This window comes from Pseudoalteromonas sp. JC3, from assembly GCF_030291895.1.
GTDB lineage: Bacteria > Pseudomonadota > Gammaproteobacteria > Enterobacterales > Alteromonadaceae > Pseudoalteromonas.
In genome coordinates this window covers 1,451,970-1,474,141 of the sequence record NZ_CP127855.1, presented here as the reverse complement: position 1 = coordinate 1,474,141, position 22,172 = coordinate 1,451,970, and the positions used below count along the sequence as shown (strand labels likewise).

Here is a 22,172-nt window from a genome sequence, read left to right as displayed (position 1 = left end):
TTATCTTGGATACTGGAATTTTATGAAGAAAAAATTTCATCCTTGAAATCACAAAGGGAGATAAAACTAACTCAATGAAATTAAGCGTTAAAACCGCTTAACGTAGAACACATTTAAAAAATCAAGACCGGGGTTGTGGTCGCTCAAACCAGCATTAGAATAATGCAGATATCGGATCCCAACTTTAGTACTGGGGTTCAAATTAACACTAAGTCCAATGCGGTCTTCAAACTGATAGTGAACACCAATGTCTTTACCCGCAAATCGAGTATCACTGACGTAGGTCATGCCAATTCCAAACTCAAAATTTACCGGCTTTCCAGCAAACTCGGTCAGTGGAACACTAAGCACTGGTGACAATGCAATGGCAAACGTCGTGTCTGAGCGTTTTGGTTTGCCGTATTCCCAATAGTTGGTGCTCAGCTCAAAATAAACATAGGCACCTTCTCCAAAACCATAATCCGCTAAACTATAATGCAAGGGACGATACCCAAGCCGCAGTCCTTTTACATCCCCCTCTCCCATCACATAATCAACTGCAACTTCACTAGCATGTGAGTAAGTAGACACAAACAACATAAGCAAGAATAAAACTAAGCGCATAACGACTCCTCTACAACGAGGGCAATTTTACGCCGTTATTTAATTCTTAAAAGACACCAAAAGACCATATAATAATTGCCATTTAAGCACCAATATGGAATTTTAATGGGTACATTAATTTAACCAAAACCAATAACAAATTATGAGTTATACTATTAAAAACGATCTTGAGAATGTGGTATGCAGTATATAATTGGGAGCGTTATAGGGATATTTAGTGTATTCAGTGCCTTAGCCGCAGCACCAACAAAAGTAGATATCTATACCGAGCATTTTCCTCCGTACCAGATAGAGCAAAAGAACGGCACCATTACTGGGCTTGCCACTGATATCGTACGCCTCATTATGTGGGAAGCAGAGCTAAGCTATCAAATTTATATGTTGCCTTGGACTCGCGCAAAAGCCTTCTCCAAAAAATCCCCTTATTCATTGCTCTACTCGATCGCCAGAACGGAGCAACGTGAAGAAAACCATATCTGGATTGCGCCACTTTGTGAGCTAAAGGTCGCCTTTTATAAGCGTGCTGATATTGCCGATCAGCAGGTGTGGGAAATATGGAAAATCAAACAACATGTTGTCGCTGTTGCGGCTGATCAACTCTCCGAAAACTATTTAAAAGCACAAGGCTTTGTCGCCGATAAGAATATGCTATCAGTAACCAGTTTTAGTCGTGCAGGTGAGCTGCTTGAAAGAGGCAGAATAGACTTTATTTTTGGTGCCGAAAATTTTGTAGATAGAATGGCTGCTAGAATGGGTTTAGTGGAGCAATGGGACAAAGTGCTAGAAGTCCCTGAGTTAAGTAAAACCCTCTATTTAACCGCCAACCCGAGCGCTCCTCCAGAGTATATAAATCGGCTGCGCGCCGCCGCTGAACGAGTGCAGATGCAACGCAAAAAGGTTGATGTCGGCTGCCCCATTGACGAGTAATTCATCGTTTGCTACTGAACTTTGTACGTCGCTGTGATAGCATTTTCAAAATTGTATACTTTATTCAAAAAACAACAAATGAAAGTACTCACAGGAATGGTATTACTCGTGCTCTTTGTAGCATGCGAAACACACGCAAGCCCAAAAATCATCAACGCGGTTTCACGCTTTGGTCACCCTCAGGTAATGAAGCCCGCAGACAAGTTTGGCCATAGTCCCTATTCACCACTGTTTGATAACGGCGCATGGCATGGTCACTTACTTCCTGATAACGCTGCGGAATATGGTGGTTTCACGGGTAACGCGATTATCACCGAAGAGTATTTAACCTATTTATTTGAACGTATTGAGCGCCTACAGGTTTTTCACGGTGATATCAAATTGCAATTTGATGCAGCGCAGTACAGCCTGCCCGGAGAGCTGGTGCAAACGCTTAGACATGAGCTCGCGACGGTGACGCTCCGCTTACGCTTTGTTAGCGAGCGTGTTTCTCTTATTCAAACCACTATTCATACAAAGCAACAACTTACTTTAAAATTGGACGGCAAATTACTCCACCAACTTAGTCAACAACAAGCACTGGACCAACAATACCCTAAGCTCGCTCCAACCATGGTTGCCAGCGAAAGTGGGATCAGTACCACTTTTGGTCGTGTTCGCGATCCGTGGGCGCTTCTGACCTCTGGTAGCAACGAGTACTCAATCACCCGCACAATCCCTTTCAAAAATGTGGTGGCAAACAACCGTTATTATAGCGAGACACAAATCTCTGGTGATCTGCAGTTTTATACCGCCATAAGTTATGTCCACAATCAACAGGAACGCATACAAACAGCAAAGGCCGTTGCCGAAATTCTCTCATCCCCTGTTACGTATTGGCAACGCTCTAAAGCTCGCTGGATGGGCTATTTAGCACGCTATCAAACCTTACCACGAGATAAACAAACATTGGCGATAAAAGCCGTTGAAACCCTCATTGGTAACTGGCGTTCTCCCGCAGGGGCAATCGTGTTTGATACCGTATCGCCTTCGGTCACTGCTCGCTGGTTTTCCGGCAATTTAACTTGGCCTTGGGACAGTTGGAAACAAGCGTCAGCGCTGAGACTATTTGCACCAGATTTAGCCAAGGCCAACATTGATGCCGTATTTTCCTATCAAATAGCAGCTAACGATCCTGTGAGACCCCAAGATAAAGGCTTATTACCCGATTTAATTGGTTATAACCTGCCACCAGAACGCGGTGGCGATGGGGGTAATTGGAGCGAACGGAATTCAAAACCCTCGCTGGCCGCTTGGGCGGTGTTGAATACCTACCATGCCAGCAAAGACAAAGCTTGGCTTGCACAAATTTACCCTAAACTTGTCGCCTATCGTGATTGGTGGCTACGCAACCGTGATCACAACCAAAATGGTATTCCAGAATTCGGTGCAACCATAGATAAACACCATAATAATCAAGCGGGTGAATTGTTATTTTATCTACATGAAGGAAAGCAAAAGCATGCCCATTTTGGGCTAAAAGCCTATCGCGATGCGCAGGCACAGGGTAAACAGATAAGTATTCCCGCACAGACCGCAGCGTCATGGGAATCTGGAAGAGACGATGCTGCTAACTTTGGTTTTATCTCACCACAGCAGCTTGAGATCTATGTGAAACAAGGTGGCGATGCTAAAGACTGGCAAGTCGAATTTGCTAGCAATAAGGACGCCCAAGGTCACCTGCTAGGCTACTCTTTGATGCAAGAGTCGGTTGATGGGGCCAGTTATTTTTATTCTGATACCAAAAACTTGAGTACCATCGCCAATATCTTGGCTAAGCCGCAGGAAGCCAAAGCCTTTTCAGCACAAGCAAAGCAGATCGCCGATTATATTAACCGCTGCATGTTCGAAGATAACAGCGGATACTACTACGATATTCGTATTGCCCCATCACCGCTTGAAAATGGCTGTGCAGGGAAACCTATCATTGAACGTGGTCGTGGCCCGGAAGGTTGGGCTCCGCTCTTTAATCAGGTCGCAACAGCGTATCATGCTAAACGCGTCTCTGAAGTAATGCTCAGCTCCAGTGAATTCAACACCTATATTCCTCTAGGCTCTGCATCCCAGACCAACCCTGCATTTGGCGCAAACATCTATTGGCGTGGTCGTGTCTGGCTTGACCAATTGTATTTTGGCTTGATGGGACTAAGTTATTATGGTTATGAAACTGAAGCGAATACTTTGCTTGATCGATTTATGCAAAATGCGGATGGTCTGCTGCAAAACGCGCCTATTCGCGAAAACTACAATCCACTCACCGGCGAGCAGCAAGGTGCACCGAACTTTTCATGGAGCGCGGCCCATATTTTGCTGATGATAGAAGCATTTGAGATGGACAAGCCCAAAGCACCAATTAAAGAAGAAATGCCAGTTTCACAGCAAATCACTACAAACTAGCCGAAAATTTGCTAGCAATTCAGTGATGAACCGTCTACATTTTTTAAATGATACAAAAACAAAATTAGACGGATCGCAATGAGTTGGTTTTACCGTATTTACCATTTTGCCCTAAAGTGCATTGTTATTTTTATCGGGATCCCGAATCCCAAATTACATCAGGGAAAAACGGGGCTGTTAGACGCCATTAAGGCGCTGGGGTTAAAAAATGGAGATAACGTCTTAGTCGTGACCGACCAAGTGCTGCTCAAGCTCAACTTGCATCAGGTTGTGGAAAACACACTACGTGAGTCAGAGTTAGTCACGCATTATTACGCAGATGTTTTACCCAACCCAACCATAACAAACGTTGAAGATGGTCTAAAGGTCTACCAACAGCATCAGTGTAAAGCAATTATCGCGCTTGGCGGTGGCTCGGTACTCGACACGGGCAAGCTGATCGGTGCTCGAGCTGTCAAGCCGAACAAACCGGTGACTAAACTCAAAGGGTTGTTTAAAGTCTTAAAACGCCTACCGCCGAATATCGCGATCCCAACAACCGCAGGAACCGGCTCGGAGACCACCGTTGCCGCCGTTGTTAACGATCCTAGCAATCACGCCAAATATGCCGCGACTGATTTTTGTTTAGTGCCGCACCATGCCGTATTATTACCGGAATTAACCACAAGTATGCCTGCACATATCACCGCGACTACGGCAATTGATGCACTAACCCACGCCATTGAGGCACTACTGAGCATTAACTGTCTTAAGTTTAGCCGCGGCCGTGCTCTTGAGGCCTGTAGAGCCATCTTTGAATATTTACCCAAAGCACAACAAGACCCACAAAATCTAGAAGCAAGGGCGCAACTACTACTCGCTTCCCATTACGCAGGACAAGCTTTTACCAGAACTTCTGTCGGCTACGTACATGCAATTTCACACCAATTGAGCGCTCAATATGGTACGCCACACGGGCTTGCCAATGCGGTGTTACTCATGCCCGTGCTAACCTGGTATGGCGAGCGCATTAACCAGCAACTCGCGCTCATCGCCAGATACTGTGGATTAACCTCGTTAGACTATCCCGTCGAACGCCAAGCGGACGACCTGTTGGAGCACATCAAGCGCTTATTGCTTGATTTACAGATTCAAACCACGCTCGCCGAAGTACTTCCTGATGATGCCGCGCTACTCGCAGAGCTGGCGCTAAAAGAAGCACATCCAGATTATCCGGTGCCCCATTTTATGGATCCCAGCGCCTGCCAACGCATTATAAAAGGTATCGCTCCTACGCCTTAATAAGCACTTTGTTTAGTGTTTTGACTCAAAGAAATTTAAAATAAATACAAACTTTTCAAAATCTTACAAAAAAACATCAAGTAAAAGCACTAAAAACATAAAGCCTATTAACGAACAGTTAAAAGCCAACAAACGCAAACAAAAACAATTCTCAATAACAATTTTTAATGCTAGTATGCGCGACTTTTGAAAAGCAAACTGGTGTATTTTGGAACGTTATTACTCAGAAGTATTAAGTTATATCGCTCGTTCAGTGGGGTGCAAAGATAAGGCTCAAAATATAGTCCAAGAGGCGTATACCCGAATACTAAGTTATAAAAGCAGCAATCCAAAGCAGGATAACACGCAAGAGCGCGCGCTGTTTTTTAAAGCCGCAAAAAACATTGTGATTGATCAGTATCGCAAAAATCAAACCGTTGCTGAGCCCGACGACTTCGAATTAGTCGCGCCAAGTTATTATGAGCCTGAGGCTAAGCTTGCAAGTCAACAACAACTGGCATTACTTAATCGAAGTATCGACTCCTTACCCCTAAAAACTAAGCAAGCATTTGTGCTCTATAAATTTAAAAACTTAAGCCAGCCACAAATAGCAGAGCAAATGGGGATATCTGTCAGCATGGTCGAAAAACACTTGGCAACTGCCATGCTCGCTTGCCGTAACGCATTACAAAAACAATAAGAGAATCGCAATGGACCGTCATAATGTATCAATACAGCAGCAAGTAAACCACTGGCTGGAACTCGAAAGGCAAGGGCTCAGTAAAACGCAGCAGCAAGCGCTCAATCGTTGGCTTGGTGAGAACCGTGCGCACCAAACAGCCTATCAAGAAAGTAAACAGATTGAGCGACTGTTATCGCAATTTTCAGATCAAGACATTGCACAATTAGAGAATCCAATTACACACTCGAAGCTTAAATCAAAGACAACTCAGCGGTACTTCGCCATTGCTGCATGCTTTGCACTTTTTGCGTTGAGTTTCTTTGGCTATCAAACGTGGTTCTTTCAAGTAAACAAAGACACCTTTCACGCCAGCTATCAGTCAGCACGAGGCGAATTACGCAATATCTCACTGCCCGACCAATCTCGACTGACCTTAGATGCCAAAACTTCCCTCGCTATTGATTTTGATGGCAATCGGCGTAGTAATAAACTACTCAGTGGACGCGTATTGTTTGACGTTGCCAGTGACAAAAGCCGTCCATTTGTTATCAGCGCCGGTAGCACAAAAATTACCGTATTAGGTACCCGCTTTTCTGTTGATAAAAAACCCAATAGCGTTCGCATTGTGGTGGATCATGGCCGTGTAAACGTGCAAAGCCAACATCAGCAAATAACGCTGACAAAAGGTCAAATGGCGGTCGTGGACAGTGACGGCATTGTCAAGGCTGAGTTTGATCCAAACCTCAATCTCGTTGATGCGTTTAAGCAAGGACGACTCGTGTTCGACAATACACCACTTAACGAAGCACTTGAGGAATTTAAACGACATCATGCGATAAGTTACACCTTAAGCGCTCAATCAACTGAGCAATTGGTTATTTCGGGTACTTTTGTAGCATCAGAGCTCGAAAGCTTTTTAAACTTACTTCCACATGTTCTCCCTGTAGAAGTTAAAGAGTATAACAATCATATAGTTATAGTTAATTCTCGATGATGAGATAAAAATATTCAAATTTTTATTGAGGAGTTCTCATTCTCATTCGTTTTCATCTTAGGTAATTTATTTGGACGCATAACAATGAGAACTCGCTCTGTTTTAAACACAAGACTCACTCCCTTAGCATTTGCACTCGGGCTTAGCCTGAGCCTGCCTGCAACCGCGCAGAGTCATGTTGCTTTATATCAATTTAATCTTACGCAGCAACCTATTAGCCATACCTTAACCCAGGTAGCTGAAGCTGCGAGTATGAATCTAATTGCCGATGCGAAACTATTAAATGGCCTGCAAGCCCCAGCACTTAAAGGAGAGGTAAGTTTAACCGAGGCACTAGAACGCACACTAAAAGGTAGCCAGCTAACAGCGAGCATTATCGACAACAACATCGTTATTAAAGCGGCGATTAACGGGTCAGCGCCTGTAAAAAGCAAAACCAATAATACTCAGGAAAAGGCAAAGCACAGCCAAACACCAAATCCGCAAGATAATATTGAAGTTATCACGGTCAAAGGCGATAAACTCAATCTTAATCGTGAACAGATTTCTCGAACCAAGGGTTTATCTAACTCGGATATTTTCTCAACGTTTTCTGGTATAGAGGCAAACAATATTCGAAACGAAGCTGGCGCACTTGATATTGGTATTCGCGGCGTGCAAGGCGAAGGTCGAGTGCCGATTTTCATCGACGGTAGTTTGCAATCAACGCACACAAACCGCGGCTATATGGGCTCGTCTGACAGAACCTATATCGATTCAAACTTGATAAGCTCGGTTAATGTCGAAAAAGGCGCATCGGCCAAAGCATCACCTTTCGGCTCAGGTGCAATCGGCGGAACAGTCAATATCCGAACATTGGGCACGCAAGATATTCTCCAAGACGGTAAGCGTTTTGGCGCTTTAGTTAAGGTAAATACGCATAACAACAATAAAACACCTGAAGTACCAGAGAGCTTTGGCCTGCAAAGTTATTATGAAATCAGCAACCACAATGACACACTCGACTTTGCAGGCGGCGGGTTTACGCTAGCAACCGCTTATCAACAGGATAACTTACAAGCGGTACTCGCTTATAGTAAGAAAAAGGTTGGTAACTACTTTGCTGGTAAAAATAGCTTTGACGACTTTGTTGAAACCGTGGAGTATGTACGTTGGGTGCCTTCAACTGATCATGAGGGGCAATATGACGAAGTAACAGTAGTCGACCAGATCCCACCTCCAGTTAACCAAAATGGCGAAGTCGTCAATACAAGCTTTGAAAGCGACTCATATCTTGCCAAACTAACTTATGCGTTTACGGACGAACAATCATTAGAGGTGAATACACGCTACCATAAGCAAGAAGCGGGAGAAATGCTGGCCACCTACTGGTACAAACAACGAGCCGGTGACACCAAGTTTTGGAAGGTGATCGATGAAAATGGCCAAGAACAATGGATGTCCGAAGAAATTCCAGAAGGCGTAGAAACCATGCCGCAGTGGGCTCCAGGCTCTGCTCTGGTAAACAGTGCCAGTGCGTTATACCGTTTTTTACCGAGTAATAACTCATTAGTCGACCTTAGTGTTAACGTTTGGCGTACCAGCGCAAGGTTACAGCAATATAATGCGCTTGGCAGTAACCTGGGAGCAAATGCGGGGCAATATTTTCACCGTTATAATAATAAGCGTCATGGGATAAGTGCATTCAATACCTCTGCATTATCGCTGGCAAGTACACCGATTACTTTGACTTATGGTCTATCTTGGCAGGTTGAGAAATTAAGCCCTCATAAAGACTGGAAAGACAATTTTAATCGAGACTGGTACCCTGCTGACTTCAATTTAAAAGCCACTTCACGACATGGCAAACAAACAAAACGTGCATTATTCGCCAATGCCAATATCGATCTTGCGCCTGTAGAGTTTGCACTGAACGTAAACCTTCATGACTCGGTCAACGAGGACTATCAAACAGGCGAAAAACTTACATTTGATGCCAAAGCGGATGTGACTGTACAAGCAAATTATCAACTGCTTGATAATACAGTTATTAAAGCCAAATATAGCAACGCATATCGAATGCCAAACCTGTACGAAACAACAGTTTCTAATGAGGTGTTTTCCTACTCTAGTGACTACCCGATCACCCCTGAAAAAACGAAATCGTATGATATTGGCTTTGAGAGTGACTTTAGCAACTTACTCAGCCACGGGGATAAGCTAATTATCTCGGCGGAGTACTTCTACACCAATATTGAAAGTATGTTGGCAACAGGCTTCTTGCCTAAACCCGACGCACCTTCATGGGATCAAAAGTTCACCTTTACCAACTATGATAAGTTTGAACTGCCTGGCACGGAATTTGGTCTTCATTACCAAAGTGACTTATTTTACAGCAGGTTATCTTACACAAAGTACACCGACGTCAAAATGTGCTCACGCTTAATGGCCGAGGCTGCAGGTGTCGATACTTGTAATACGACCGGCTTTGCGGGGAGTTTAACACCACTTCGTGTGCCTCCTGAAAAAAGCTATATCGCAACGCTTGGTATGACACTCTTTAACGACACAATTGATACGGGTTTTACTTACAAAAAACACGCTGAGAAACATCACCCGGGCGGCTTTTTGGCAGGGACTGGAGTAACTGCGCTTGAGTATATTCCAGCAGGCTATCAGCTCGACTTTTATCTTGATTATATCTTTAGCGACAGCATCAAAGGCAACCTAGCGATCACCAACTTGACCGATCAGTATAAAGTTTCAAGCGGCTCAATCGTCGCGATGCCAGAACCTGGCCAAACCATTTCGATTGGCTTAGAAATCAAACTTTAATCAACACTTAGGCGCTGTACTTTTGCTTAAAGACAGCGCTATATTTTTACATCACCTTGGAGCATCAATGACTACCGTTACCTCTGCACTTTCTCGAGCGCAAAACTTAAAACATGCAACTGCAGATACCCACGACAATGTAGACAAATCCATTATGGCGCAAGACCCATTCGCCAATACACAAAGCTATCTCGATTTCTTGCGATTACAGTTTTATTTTTTAAAAGATGTGAGCGCTCTTTATGAACACCCAGAATTATTAGCGCTTATTCCTGATTTGGCCGCGCGCCGCCGCTTAGGTTTGCTTGAGCAAGACTTTATCGACCTTGAAACCACCATCCCTACTCCCTACTTAATGCCAGAAGTAACCAATAATACCGACGTCGCCAGAGCGCTCGGCTGGCTATATGTGGTTGAGGGCTCAAAGGTCGGTGCAGCCATGCTGGGTAAACAAGTTGGGGCCAAGCTCAATTTTGATGCGCAGCACGGCGCTCGATATTTAGCAGGCCCAGGAGCCGGTCGCGGCAGCGCTTGGCGAGAGCTTGTGCAAATCATAGACGCAATTGAATTGAGCGAACAGCAAGAACAGGCGCTAATTGAAGGTGCTCGTCAGGCATTCACCCGTTTCCAAGCATTCCAGGCACACGTTTATTCATGATGTTTAAAGCCGCCTTAGCCAACTATAAGAAAATAGCCCTACTGCTATGCGGATATCTATTTGTAGCCCTCGGTGTTATTGGTATTGTTTTGCCCGTCATGCCAACCACTGTGTTTTTTATTCTGGCTTTGGCGTGCTTTTCAAAAGCCTCTCCGAGGCTTGCCTTGTGGCTGCTAAATCACCCAAGGTTTGGCGCTTCATTAACGCAATGGAAGCAATACAGGGTTATACCGCTCAAGGCCAAAGTCATGGCAACAGTGGGCATGACAGCGAGCTATGCTTTACTTATTTTGCTCTCACCAGCAGCCTGGTTGGCCTGTGTAGTTGGCAGTATAAAGATCGCAGTAATGTCTTATATTTATTCCAGACCATCAAAGCGTGTGTAATACCAGTTTACATTCTTATAATTTAAAACGCTCAACCAGTGTTGCTAGACGATGCGAGAAGCTACTGAGCGACTCGCTGCCTTTAGCCAAGCTTTGCATCGCCTGAGCATTCTCATTTGCGGTACTTTGTGCATCTAGCATCACCTGCTCAATTTGCTGACAATCCGTCGCTTGGTGATCAGCGGCTTGGCTGACTTCTTCACTCAACTGCGTAACCTGTAAAATAGCGTTGGCAATTTCATCCATGGCACTGGCAAGCGCCTCACTTTGTTTAACACATGAAGCAACATCACGTTGGCCGGAATTAATGGCCTCAGAGGCGCTATGTGTATCCTGTCTCAGTGCTGCGATCATTTGGTTAATTTCATTAGTCGACTCTTGCGTCCTTGACGCAAGCGTTCTAACCTCATCGGCGACCACCGCAAACCCTCTTCCCTGCTCACCAGCTCGAGCCGCCTCTATTGCTGCGTTTAGCGCCAACAGATTGGTTTGCTCAGCAATAGAAACAATGGTATCCAAGATACTGCCGATATTCTCGCTATGTGTGGTCAATTTGGTCATGCTCTCTACCGCTTCACTCATGCGCGTGCTGAGCGATAGAATATGTTCTTTATTGTCTTGTGTGTATTTACTGACCTCGGTTTTATGCTGGTTAGCGGTATGGATGCTCGCGAGGCTATCTGACGAGCGTTCGGAAACCGCCAAAGCACTAGCTGAAATACTTTGTGCTAAGCGATTGGCATTATCCATGCGGCGCATTTGCTCAGTCGCATTATTGGCTATTTGTTTACTTTCGCTTAATGATGATTCCGATAGTCCTTCTAACTCATGAACCTGATTATTGATTGACTCTAGCAAAGCACGGAGATTGTCTTTCACCTGATTAATATTATCAATTAACTGACCAAATTCATCATCACTGCGCTTACTCATTTGCTTCGAAAAGTCTCCAGCAGCAAGGTATTTGAGCATTTTATTCACCGCAGCCAACGGCCCAAGCATTGCCCGGCTAGTTGAAACCGAGATAAACGCACCTAAAGCAATAAAGACAATCACCAATAAAATGGCGGTATTTTGCGCTCGCTCGATAAGGGTTTCAGCATTATTTTGAGAACGATTAAACGCCGCATTAGCGCTTTGCTGCATTTTCTCAAGCTCGGTTAAAATGGCAAACGCATGCTGCTCTGATTGCTTATATAACATTGCAGCTTGCTGTTGCTGACGCAGTTTCTCTTGTACCGCGACATAAAGATGACCGGGCTCACCCAGCTTTTCCCTGAGCTTAGTCATGCCCTCACTAAACTGATTTAACAAATCATCTGCATCCATGCCATAGGCTTGGCGCTTCAAAAACGTTAGGTTATTTTCAATATTATCTAACAAAAACAGCATGTCTTGCTGGTGCTGATCTACTTGCTCTAGCGTTAAACCGCTGATCCGCTGACTGTTGTTTTCCAGTGTAAACAACATGTCATCAATACGAACGCCAGTCCCGACCATTTCTTCCAACTGCCGTGTTTTGTCTGTCTCGATTAACTCAAGATCCAGCATGGCATTGCTGGCCTGTTCTTTATCCTGTTTAAGTGCTTGATATTGTGATTGGATCCGTTGCTGCGCTTGTACAACATCAGCCTTAGCCTGCAACATTTGTTCTGCGGCACGACTGAGCTGCTCACCCAGCGCCAGAGTTTGCTTTAATGGTGTGACAAATTCAGGCATGGCTTGCGTCAATGACGTTAAGTGCCGCTGGCGCTCAACATACAGTTGCTGCTGTGTGGTAAATTGCTGTCGAGCCCGATTGATATCTTGCTCGCTTTCGAGGGTATAAGCTTGAGAAACCAACTTGCTGAGCTTAAGCTGCTCAAGTTGCAAGGCGTCGGCACTGCGCTGAATAGGCAAAGTAATTTGCCCCATATTTTGATTAGCGGACTTTATTTGCGCCAATGCTAAATAGGCAAGCACGCACGCAAGTAACAGCAGCACACCTAATGCACTAAAGCCTAAAGTAATTTTTTGTTTTATTGTTAGTTTACTTAGCATAATGTCATTGCTCTATTTTGAGTAAACAAACTATGTTACAAATGGGATAAAAAACCAAGTAAATACTCTAAAAATTACCAACATACCTTTTAAAAAGGTAGCTTCAAATTTGCGGTTTTGCTTACTTAGTTTTTGATTTTATTTTTAGTTTTAGCGATCATTGCGGTTAGGTCTTTTATTATTTAAGAGCATAACAAGATGAGAGAAACCGCAATCAACGAAGCAAAGGCCTTATGCCAAAACCATAAGAGCGCATTTTTATCTACCTTCTCTAACAACCAAAAGGGCTTTCCTTTTTCTTCTATCGCTCAATATGTTTTTCTTGAAGATAATCACTTTTACTTCTTTATTAGTGATATCGCCCAGCACACCAAGAATTTAGCCAAGCACCCGGCACTTTCGTTTATGGTACTCGGTGATGGTGCGGTTGAAGACGTTGAAAATGCGCGAGTTACTATTCTTGGGCATGCACACAAACTACCAAGAGCGGATAGCGAAAGCCTGATTGCACAATTCGTAATAAAGCACGAAAAAGCTCAGCAATATGCCATGCTCGGTGACTTTCACCTATGGCGAATTGAAGTGGCGAGGGTTCGATATGTAGGCGGTTTTGGCCGTGCATTTTGGCTAGAAAAACAGGAATGGTACTAACGTAGGTGCTACACTGCAAAAGCGTGTTCAAACTCGCTTTCTCGTCTATGCGATTGCGGTTGATTGGTCATCTCAGCCAAGGTTTTGCGCCAAAAACCGCACGAGCTTTCAAGCTTATCTTGCATACGCACTTTCCAACGACCTTTGTATACTGACCAAATGTGTGCCATAAACTCGGTGGCGTAACGCTTTCTGCGCTCGGCAGGAGTAATATAAAGCGCACAGACTTCAAACTCTCGGCGGTTTGAAATACCTATTACGGTAAAGCCAACCAACTTACCATCTGCATAAAAAAGATAAGCGATATTGGTTGCGCTACACAGTTCAAACGAGCCCACTTGCTTTTGATAATGGCTCGCTTCTAGCAAATGTGTAAAAGTCTGCTCGCTGTATTTATCAACTCGAATTAACTCTAGTTCAACCACTTTTTTAATCTCCCGCTTGGTGTACGGTTGATCATGCTTAAAGTTTGTGGGCGAATTGTGAAGTTTTTAGATTGATTTAGTAAATTTTAGCGGCTTGACCTTTAACCAAATTTCCAGCGCAATCACCTTTTCACTTGGCGAGCCTCCATTTTCTTGTGAAATTACTTCAGGATAATGTTCAATTAAGGGCGCATCTTCTGGCTCGTATCCGCTTTGTGGCAGCCACTTTGCGAAAATATCTAATTGGAAACTCAACAAGTCTTTAATTGCTCCACGGTAATCAAAAATTGCGTATATTCCCGCGCTGAGCACATTGAGTTGATATGGCCGAGTCACCGCAGATTTTAACTCGTCGTTAATCACAATTGCGCCATCGTAACGCGCTTTATCTAGTGGTGTAAAAACGGGGTTATCATGACCAAAACCAAACTTTTGTACTTGGCTATAATCCAGTCCATGTGCACTAGCCCACGCTGCAAGCTGCTGCCAACAGGCGCTAATTCCTTGCAATTGGTAGCCTTGTGACGCGCGTAATGTACATAAGGGTAGCTGTGAAATGGAGTGTAGTTTAACCGGCTGGATAACACTGTGTCGCTCAGCTCTTAATGCGTGTATTCGGGTAAGTTGTGTCGTGTTAAGGGCCGGCTCAATGTTATTTTTTGTCACCAATTTACGTAGTTGTTCTGTTTTTCGCACACTTGAAGGAGTCACACCAAAGTGCTCTTTAAACGCTCGCGAAAAGTTTGCGCTACCAGAAAAACCAAACTGTAGCGCAATATCTGTCACATTGTACTCTTCGGCTAGCAACAACATATTGGCCGCGCGCTCCAACCTCACGCGATTAGTGTACTGGCTCAAAGATTCACCAATCACAGCTGCAAAAATGCGCTGGAAATGAAACTTAGAAAAATGGCTCAGGCTCGCCGCTTGCTGTAACGAAAGCGGCGACTCTGGATTACTATGCACCCACTCAATGACAGGCTGTAACCGCCCTAAATATATCTCTTCAGCGCTTAACTTTTGCTCAGTTGATTGATGCAAGCTGTATCTCTCCCGATTGGCTCTTAGCCTGTTGATAGTGCCGCCAACACAGTATAAATGTTAACCCTGCGGCTATAAAATCAGCCCCTACAAGTGCCATAAATACACCATTTAAGCCAAAGTAGTGCGGTGCAATAACGATTAATGGAACTAGAATAAACATCACCTTCAAGGCGCTGTAAAAACAAGCGCGTTTGGCATCACCTTTTGCTTGATAAAATCCAGATGCTAAAATTACCACGCCAAATAGCGGCATCCCCCAAAGGGCTGAGCGAAAAACGCGCTCTCCTATTTCGAGAAATTCACTCGCTTCGGTAAACAGGCTCAGCCATAGCCTCGGCAATCCCATCAACCCTAGCGTCAATAGCAGTGCAAATCCTGTCATACCCAAAAAAGCAACTCGCGTACACGCTCTTACTCGCCCACTATGTCCTGCCGCTAAGTTATAGCCGACGATAGTTTGAAATGCGATCAACATTGCAATCGCGGGTAGAATTGCAAAATTAATGATACGTCCCAGCATGCCGTGGGCGACTACCCAATTTTCGTTTGCAAAAGACAACAGCTGCCAGTTAACCACCGCAGTTTGCACGCCAAGGCAAAATTGCGTGATCAAGATAGGCATCCCGATTGCGAGGATCGGTAGCCAAGCACGAGGTTTCCAACACACCTTAACCGCAAGCAAGTCAGTACGCTTTCTTTTTAGCTGAAGCGCAATAATCAATGCCCCCAATTGCGCTGCGATTGTCGCATATGCCGCACCTGCAACCCCCAAACCAAAATGCGCGATAAATAGATAATCAAGCAGTATATTGAGCACAGCCGAGACTAATAACAACAGCATCATCAACTGCGGTTTACCCTGACCACGGAACATATCAGCCACGATAGGTAATAAAACTCCGGTAATGGCACAAAGATATAACGGCTGTATGTAGCTAAGCGCATCCTTTACAAAAACCGCTTCCACTTGCAAAAGTGATAAGAGCTCAAGTGGATAAAGCCAACCAAGTACCAAGAATACCACGCTAACTATACCGCCAATTATCAGTCCATGACCGATAACCTCTGCGGCTTTACCTACTTGCTTTGCTCCGATTAATCTTGTCATTGTGGCCGCCATACCTGCAGATACCATAGCGGTTAGCGCTATCATTAACACCTGCAGTGGGTAAACCATAGCCACGGCACCAAATGCCATCTCTGACACGTAGCGACTAATAAACCAGCCGTCAACCAAGGCATATAAACCCACAACGAGTAAACCGATACAAATGGGAATACAGGTTCGAATAAACAGCACAAATATGGGTATCTCGGCGAGCTGCACGAGCCCTAATTGATTTTTATCTTTCATGTAAACTACTCCTCAGTTGCCATAATATGGCAAGGTATAACTACTTAACCTGAGGTTACAAATTCCAAAGAAAGATAAATATTCAAATATTGCGAAGTTGTTCTAAATTTACTAGAAATGCAAAGTAACCACAGCTTGAGCCCCTTTATTGTCCGGTAAATTCGCTAAATGCAACTCCCCTTGCTGATTACGAATAAGCTCCCTGCTCAATACCAAGCCGATACCCGATCCCTTTGGTTTAGTAGAATAAAATGGTACAAAAAGGTTATCTGGATTGGCGATACCAGCGCCGTTATCTTCTAGGGTAAAGCACCAATTTTTTGGTCTATCTATGGTTAGTGTTATGCCATCATTCCCCGCAGATTGATTTGCTTGCTCAGCATTATTGACAAGGTTGATCATAGCCTGCGTTAGCTGAGCTTCATCACAATAAACCAAGCCCTTATTAAGCGCCTTTATCTCAACACTGGGAAATAAAGCTTGCCAGCGCGATACCAGCAACTCTACCTCAATGTTTTGCATATCAACGGGTGGAAGCTGCGCTACTTGTGCGTAGTTTGCAACAAATTGCTGTAAATGAGCTGCACGACTTTCTATTACACCGAGCATAGTTTGCTGCATCTCAGGTGAAATGATATTGCCATCTTGTTGTAGGGATTGCGCCATTGAGTACACCGGAGTTAAGGCGTTTCGCACTTCATGATTGAGTACCGATAGTAGCTTTTGCCATACCTGCTTTTCATTATCTCGCAGCGCTTGCTCCACCGAGAAAAACACCAATAATTGATAGGCTCGCTGCCCCCGATATAGTTTATGAGCCGCAATGCTAAATCGAGAGATGTGCTGCGTATGCTGCCATTGTTCATCCACATACTGAAGCGCCAGAGCTTTAGCATGTGCACCATGTAACACCTGTTCTGGATACACTGTATTCATGGCATGATTGGCAAAATACACATGATGATGCGCATCAAGTACCACAATTGGCAGGGTGAGTTCGCTCATAAAATTAAATACAAAAGCTTCATTCTGACCATATTCTTGACGCTTTTGCTGTAATCGCTTGGCAGCTTCTTTGAGCTCAGCCTTGAGCAATTCAACCCGACCCTTGCGGTATTGCGCTAACTGCCATACACCAAACTCTTCATTGGTTACACCGTCCAACTGGACCGCCAAACTTTCAAGCACCTGCATTACTGATTGATAGCCGTAACTCAGTGCTAATACAGAGGGGATCATCACACCGAGCAACAAAGTGATTGCACTTAACAACGTAAGCTCAAAATAGCAGATCAACCCAAGCGCGAGCATAGCAAGTGTGATTATAGGTATCGCAAAGCCAACAAGTAACTTGTGCTCAAGTGATGCCAGCTTAGCCATCAAGCTCTGCCTTTGGGCTAATATCGTACTTTTCTAGGCGTCGATAAATTGCAGATTTACTCAAACCTAAAAATTCTCCAGCGGCCACTACATTGCCATCGAAATGGCGGATCGCTCTTGCAATCATGCGTTTTTCGGCTTCTTCCAGGCTCAACAGTGGGAGCTCTTGCTCTAGTACACCTTCCTCAAGCTCGATATCATCCGCGGTTACCTCAGGCTGAAGTCCTAAGATCACGGCCCGTTCAATGACATGAGATAGCTCACGAATATTCCCAGGCCAACTGTAACTCAATAATTTGTCTAGCGCCGCAGCAGTTAGCGAGCGCTCCCGTCCAGTATCATTACCATGGCGCTGGGTGTGCTTTGTTAAAAAATGGGCTGCTAAGCTTGGAAGCTCTGCTAATCTCGCTCTGAGTGGTGGCACCCTTAGCACCACCGTATTTAAGCGATAGAGTAAGTCCTGACGAAACTGCCCGGCGTTAATCGCTTCTGACAAATCCGTATTAGTGGCAGAAACAATCCGCGCGTTACTGCGGCGCGTTTCAGAATCTCCCACGACTTCATATTCACCCGTTTCGAGCACGCGTAATAGCTTGCCCTGAAGTGACAACGGCAAACTGCCGATTTCATCTAAAAACAACGTGCCATTTTCAGCCATTTCAAACCGTCCAGTGCGGTTTGCTTTTGCATCGGTAAATGCGCCTTTGCGATGGCCAAATAACTCACTTTCAAATAATTCCGTTGGAATAGCGGCCATATTCACGCTCACAAAAGCGTGCTCAGAGCGACCGCTATTATCATGAATATATTTAGCCAACTGACTTTTTCCGCAGCCATTTTCTCCCAAAATAAGTACGTTGGCATTGGTTTTTGCAACGCGCTGAGCTTGCTGAAACAACTGAGTGGTTGCGTTATTGTCTGTGTGTGGTTCATGTGATGACGATAGCGCTTCATCACTTTTGGTGTAACGTCTAACGGTGTTCAGCAGTCGCTGGTTGTGCCAAGGTTTTTCAATGAGGTCACATGCGCCCAACTGCATTGCTTGGACCGCAAGTTCAACTTTGGCCCACGCGGTAATAACAACCACAGGCACACTTATTTGCGCTTGTCTCAGCCAACTAAGAAATTGCAGCCCTTCTTTTCCTGAGGTTGTATCTCTATTGAAGTTCATATCAAGCAAAATAAGCGCAACGGGCTGCTGCGATAAAATAGCTTTAGCTTGATCAGGGTGTGCGGCTTCAAGACTCATAAAACCATGACTTTGTAGCACTATGGTGGCTGACATTCGCACGTCAGGGTTGTCGTCGATGATTAAAACTGGCGTCATCACTTCCTACTTATATTCTGTTTGGGCTTACGCCCAAACTTTAATGTTTTAATGCTCGCATTGGTGTCGAGTTTATTAACTGCCTCATTGGGTAAATCGCCGTGGCTAACGCAAAAGCCAACATGGTAACAATCACTACAAACAACCAGCTGGATTTTGCCAACAACCAATCTGACGAAACACTCATATAAAATCCCGCAACAACCATAATGGCAGCTAACATCGCCACTAGCATGGGTGCGATGGTATCTGACAATAACAACCGATATAAGCGGTGTCGTTTGGCACCAAGTGCCATTCGCATCCCAAACTCGTAGCGTCTTTGTTGAAAGCTATAGTTAAGCACACCGTAAATACCCACCCCAGATAACAACAAACAAAAACCACAAAGCGCAAAGCTTAGCAGTAAAGTCAGGCGCTCCAAATAGGTAATGCTCTGATATGTCTTTGTTAAGTCTAAAAAACGCCATATTCCCGCCTGACCATTCACGACGCTGATGGCATTTTGGATCTGAGCGCGAGTAAGTGATGCTCCCGGTTCCATTTCTATCATAAATGGATAACCCAAAGGCAGCGCGGGTAGCCAAACGGTTTTACCTTGAAGTTCATGATGACGTTTAGGGTAATTGAAGTTTTTTGAAATACCTACGATTTCAGCAGGTACATCTGGGTTAAAAATAAAATACGTTTCACCAATCACATCCCCATCTGGTTTTAACGCCTGTGCCGCAGCCCAAGAAACAATAGCCTCTTCCTTTTCGCCTCGAATTGCAGCTTCGCTAAAAGTGCGCCCGGCAACGAGCTCAAGCCCAGTTAATGCAAAATAATCCGGCCCAACGTTACCTCTAACCATGCTCGGTGTCCATTCACCCGCCATATCTTGCATAGCAACCACAGGGACATCGCTTTGTAATGGACTTTCTCCATGGGCTACGCCTAACACGCCCGGAATGTTAGTCAGCGCGAGTTTGAATCTTTCAATATTGGCGTAACGCGCGGGAAATGGAGTGGGATCTGCGGGAATATGTAGCATCACGCTATACATATTGTCCAACTTTGTTCCGAGCGGTCTAAGCAAGGTATCGGCGCTTTTACACAACACTAAGGTCGCCCCAAGCACCAACACAGTGGTAAAAAACAGCTGTACCGCAACCAGTGTTTTTGTCGTCGCTATGCGTACCGCTTTTACGCTGCCTTTACCTGACGACTGCATGCTTTGCTTAAGCTGGCTAAAATCAATCATGCGTGAAGTTACAAACGCAAACAATAAAGCCAATAACAGTACGGTTAGGATAGCACTGAGCAGTACAGTGGTATCTAAGGTTAAGGTATCAATCAGCGGCAAATAACCACTGGTGAGCGATTTAACTAACCTCAGCTCCCACGCCGCAATAAATAACCCCACCAGCACAGCGCCTGACACCAATAACAGCGCTTCTAGCAAAATTCCACGAAACAACAGCTTACGCTTCGCACCGAGCATAGCTTGTAAGGCCAGTTGCTGCTGGATGGTGTGAACTCGAGAGATAAACAAATTACTCACATTAAAAATTGCAATGAGTACCAAGCATGACACACTCAACAACACGATAATGGCAAGCTTGTCATGTCCCGCCAGTTCTACGTCACGGTACGAACGTACTATAGGTTCAATATCAAGTAACGCTTCGTCGGCCGATTTCCATTCGCTTTGGTGCAGTTGAGCATTTTGATATAGCTGCTCTACGAGGATATCCTGACCACTATTGACTGGTAATATCGCCAGTAACTTCAAGTTGTTTAGTCTGCTACTCCACGGATGATACTCGCCGCGCTGATCACCAAAAAATCGCTCATCTTCAGAAAAACTAAGCCACAGCGCCCCATTTCCTTCACTTAAAAAGTAAGGATCAATATGCGTACGCGCAGCAACACCGACGATGGTGTACAGTCTGCCAACAATCCGCAAACTCTCCCCAAGCACATTGTCATCACCATTGAAGTATTGTTGCCAAAGTTTATAGGAAATAATGACCTCTGGATTTTTCTGGCTAATGCTTTTCGTCGGCGTTAGGTATCGCCCCAGTGCTAGCGGCATTTTCACCATACTAAAATAATCCGAACTTGCAAAAGTCAGCGTAAGCTTTGGCTTGCCAGCTAGATTTTCAACCACATCGGAAAAGCTACTGATCAAAGCTCGTTTTTCAAATATGGAGGGGATCTGATACCAGTTCAGCATATTTTGAAAGCTTTGCAGCCCTTCAGACGCCCTGTCTTGGTATACGTTTTTTTGTTCGACCACCACAAATCGTGATTCATTTTCAATCTCAAGCGGCTTAATAAAAAAGCCACTAAACAGACTCAATGCGACAAAAAAGCAGCTTAACGCGAGTGCCAACGTCAGTACTAGCGTGATACAAAAATTCGGTACTTGAAGCAAACTTTTGATTGCCAGCCCTAGTTGACGCCGAAGTTGCAAAAACCCCATTACACCACCTCCGCAGTACAAATATCGCGTTTTGCAACGCTTGATGAAACCTGTACACCATCTAAAAGCTGAATTTGCCGCTTGGCATAACCTGCATAGCGAATATCGTGCGTCACCATGCAAATGGTTGTGCCTTGCCTATTCAACTCTCCCAGCAAGGCCATTACCGCATCCCCATTTTTAGAATCGAGGTTTCCAGTTGGTTCATCAACTAATAAGATACTTGGCTCGCCTGCAAGCGCACGCGCAATAGCCACTCGCTGCTGCTGTCCACCAGATAGTTGGTTTGGTTTATGTTTTGCTCGGTGAGACATTTCAACTTGCTTAAGCGCGCCCATCACACGGCGCTCAATTTCGTCAGTCGCAAGCGCAGGCTCTCGATACTGAAGCGGTAAAGCCACATTATCAAATACCGTTAACCCATCCAGTAGATTAAATGACTGAAAGACAAAACCGATATGCAAATTACGCAGCTCTGCTTGCGTGTCTGCGTCTAGCGTACTGGTTTCTATATCTTGGATGCGATAGCTGCCCGACGTGATGTCATCTAATAGTCCAAGAATGCTCAATAGAGTGGATTTTCCCGATCCTGACGGGCCAGTTATCGCAACATAATCGCCCATTTCAATTTCAAGGTTAATGTTACTAATGGCGTGAGTTTCAACATCCTCGCCAAAGAACACTTTGCTCACTTGATGTAATGCCAAAATTGTCTTGTCCATTT

General features: G+C 44.7%; 18 protein-coding genes. 9 read left to right on the top strand and 9 right to left on the bottom strand.

Annotated elements, in window-relative coordinates; all coding sequences use genetic code 11:
• Positions 1–87: 87 nt before the first annotated feature.
• Entirely contained in the window at positions 88–603 is a 516-nt protein-coding gene (locus tag QSH61_RS06040; protein WP_045961557.1) for an acyloxyacyl hydrolase, read from the bottom strand.
• Between the two features lie 180 nt (positions 604–783).
• On the opposite strand from QSH61_RS06040, the gene QSH61_RS06035 reads away from it, so the two are divergent.
• The 8 genes from QSH61_RS06035 (at position 784) to QSH61_RS06000 (ending at position 10,760) form a co-directional block, all read left to right on the top strand.
• On the top strand, positions 784–1,530 hold the full coding sequence (locus QSH61_RS06035) for a substrate-binding periplasmic protein (RefSeq protein WP_010604072.1): 747 nt from the start codon (positions 784–786) through the stop codon (positions 1,528–1,530).
• 96 nt (positions 1,531–1,626) lie between these two features.
• Positions 1,627–3,966, top strand: coding sequence for an alpha-glucosidase (ygjK, locus tag QSH61_RS06030; RefSeq protein WP_206471275.1), 2,340 nt, complete (start codon positions 1,627–1,629; stop codon positions 3,964–3,966).
• Positions 3,967–4,044: 78 nt separating this feature from the next.
• The gene (locus tag QSH61_RS06025) at positions 4,045–5,247 is read left to right on the top strand and encodes an iron-containing alcohol dehydrogenase (protein WP_174168500.1); all 1,203 of its coding nucleotides are present in this window, start codon (positions 4,045–4,047) and stop codon (positions 5,245–5,247) included.
• A 208-nt stretch (positions 5,248–5,455) separates the two neighbouring features.
• The gene (locus tag QSH61_RS06020) at positions 5,456–5,926 is read left to right on the top strand and encodes a sigma-70 family RNA polymerase sigma factor (protein WP_010604075.1); all 471 of its coding nucleotides are present in this window, start codon (positions 5,456–5,458) and stop codon (positions 5,924–5,926) included.
• Between the two features lie 10 nt (positions 5,927–5,936).
• Positions 5,937–6,902, top strand: a complete 966-nt coding sequence (locus QSH61_RS06015; RefSeq protein ID WP_102056417.1) for a FecR family protein — start codon at positions 5,937–5,939, stop codon at positions 6,900–6,902.
• A gap of 84 nt (positions 6,903–6,986) precedes the next feature.
• On the top strand, positions 6,987–9,716 hold the full coding sequence (locus QSH61_RS06010; protein WP_206471270.1) for a TonB-dependent receptor: 2,730 nt from the start codon (positions 6,987–6,989) through the stop codon (positions 9,714–9,716).
• Between the two features lie 67 nt (positions 9,717–9,783).
• Positions 9,784–10,374 (top strand): biliverdin-producing heme oxygenase, encoded by a 591-nt coding sequence (locus QSH61_RS06005; RefSeq protein ID WP_010604078.1) that lies wholly within the window; start codon positions 9,784–9,786, stop codon positions 10,372–10,374.
• Positions 10,371–10,760 carry a YbaN family protein gene (locus QSH61_RS06000; RefSeq protein WP_010604079.1) on the top strand — a complete coding sequence of 130 codons (390 nt, stop codon included), beginning with the start codon at positions 10,371–10,373 and terminating at the stop codon, positions 10,758–10,760. The genes QSH61_RS06005 and QSH61_RS06000 overlap by 4 nt, the downstream gene beginning before the upstream one ends.
• A gap of 15 nt (positions 10,761–10,775) precedes the next feature.
• On the opposite strand, the gene QSH61_RS05995 is transcribed toward QSH61_RS06000, so the two are convergent.
• Entirely contained in the window at positions 10,776–12,800 is a 2,025-nt protein-coding gene (locus QSH61_RS05995; protein ID WP_010604080.1) for a methyl-accepting chemotaxis protein, read from the bottom strand.
• A gap of 198 nt (positions 12,801–12,998) precedes the next feature.
• On the opposite strand from QSH61_RS05995, the gene QSH61_RS05990 reads away from it, so the two are divergent.
• Positions 12,999–13,451, top strand: coding sequence for a HugZ family pyridoxamine 5'-phosphate oxidase (locus tag QSH61_RS05990; protein ID WP_010604081.1), 453 nt, complete (start codon positions 12,999–13,001; stop codon positions 13,449–13,451).
• 8 nt (positions 13,452–13,459) lie between these two features.
• Here QSH61_RS05990 and QSH61_RS05985 read toward each other — a convergent pair whose 3' ends face one another.
• The 7 genes from QSH61_RS05985 to QSH61_RS05955 all read right to left on the bottom strand — a co-directional run bounded on the left by QSH61_RS05985 (position 13,460) and on the right by QSH61_RS05955 (position 22,170).
• Positions 13,460–13,876, bottom strand: a complete 417-nt coding sequence (locus QSH61_RS05985) for a GNAT family N-acetyltransferase (RefSeq protein WP_010604082.1) — start codon at positions 13,874–13,876, stop codon at positions 13,460–13,462.
• Between the two features lie 66 nt (positions 13,877–13,942).
• Complete coding sequence (locus QSH61_RS05980) at positions 13,943–14,917, bottom strand: AraC family transcriptional regulator (protein ID WP_010604083.1); 975 nt, start codon at positions 14,915–14,917, stop codon at positions 13,943–13,945.
• Positions 14,901–16,274, bottom strand: a complete 1,374-nt coding sequence (locus QSH61_RS05975) for an MATE family efflux transporter (protein ID WP_206471269.1) — start codon at positions 16,272–16,274, stop codon at positions 14,901–14,903. Before QSH61_RS05975 ends, QSH61_RS05980 begins: the two co-directional genes overlap by 17 nt.
• Positions 16,275–16,385: 111 nt before the next feature.
• Complete coding sequence (locus QSH61_RS05970; RefSeq protein ID WP_206471268.1) at positions 16,386–17,654, bottom strand: sensor histidine kinase; 1,269 nt, start codon at positions 17,652–17,654, stop codon at positions 16,386–16,388.
• Positions 17,647–18,981, bottom strand: coding sequence for a sigma-54-dependent transcriptional regulator (locus QSH61_RS05965; protein WP_206471267.1), 1,335 nt, complete (start codon positions 18,979–18,981; stop codon positions 17,647–17,649). The genes QSH61_RS05970 and QSH61_RS05965 overlap by 8 nt, the downstream gene beginning before the upstream one ends.
• Positions 18,982–19,021: 40 nt before the next feature.
• Positions 19,022–21,448 carry an ABC transporter permease gene (locus QSH61_RS05960; protein WP_206471266.1) on the bottom strand — a complete coding sequence of 809 codons (2,427 nt, stop codon included), beginning with the start codon at positions 21,446–21,448 and terminating at the stop codon, positions 19,022–19,024.
• Positions 21,448–22,170 (bottom strand): ABC transporter ATP-binding protein, encoded by a 723-nt coding sequence (locus QSH61_RS05955; protein ID WP_102056410.1) that lies wholly within the window; start codon positions 22,168–22,170, stop codon positions 21,448–21,450. Before QSH61_RS05955 ends, QSH61_RS05960 begins: the two co-directional genes overlap by 1 nt.
• Positions 22,171–22,172 lie beyond the last annotated feature (2 nt).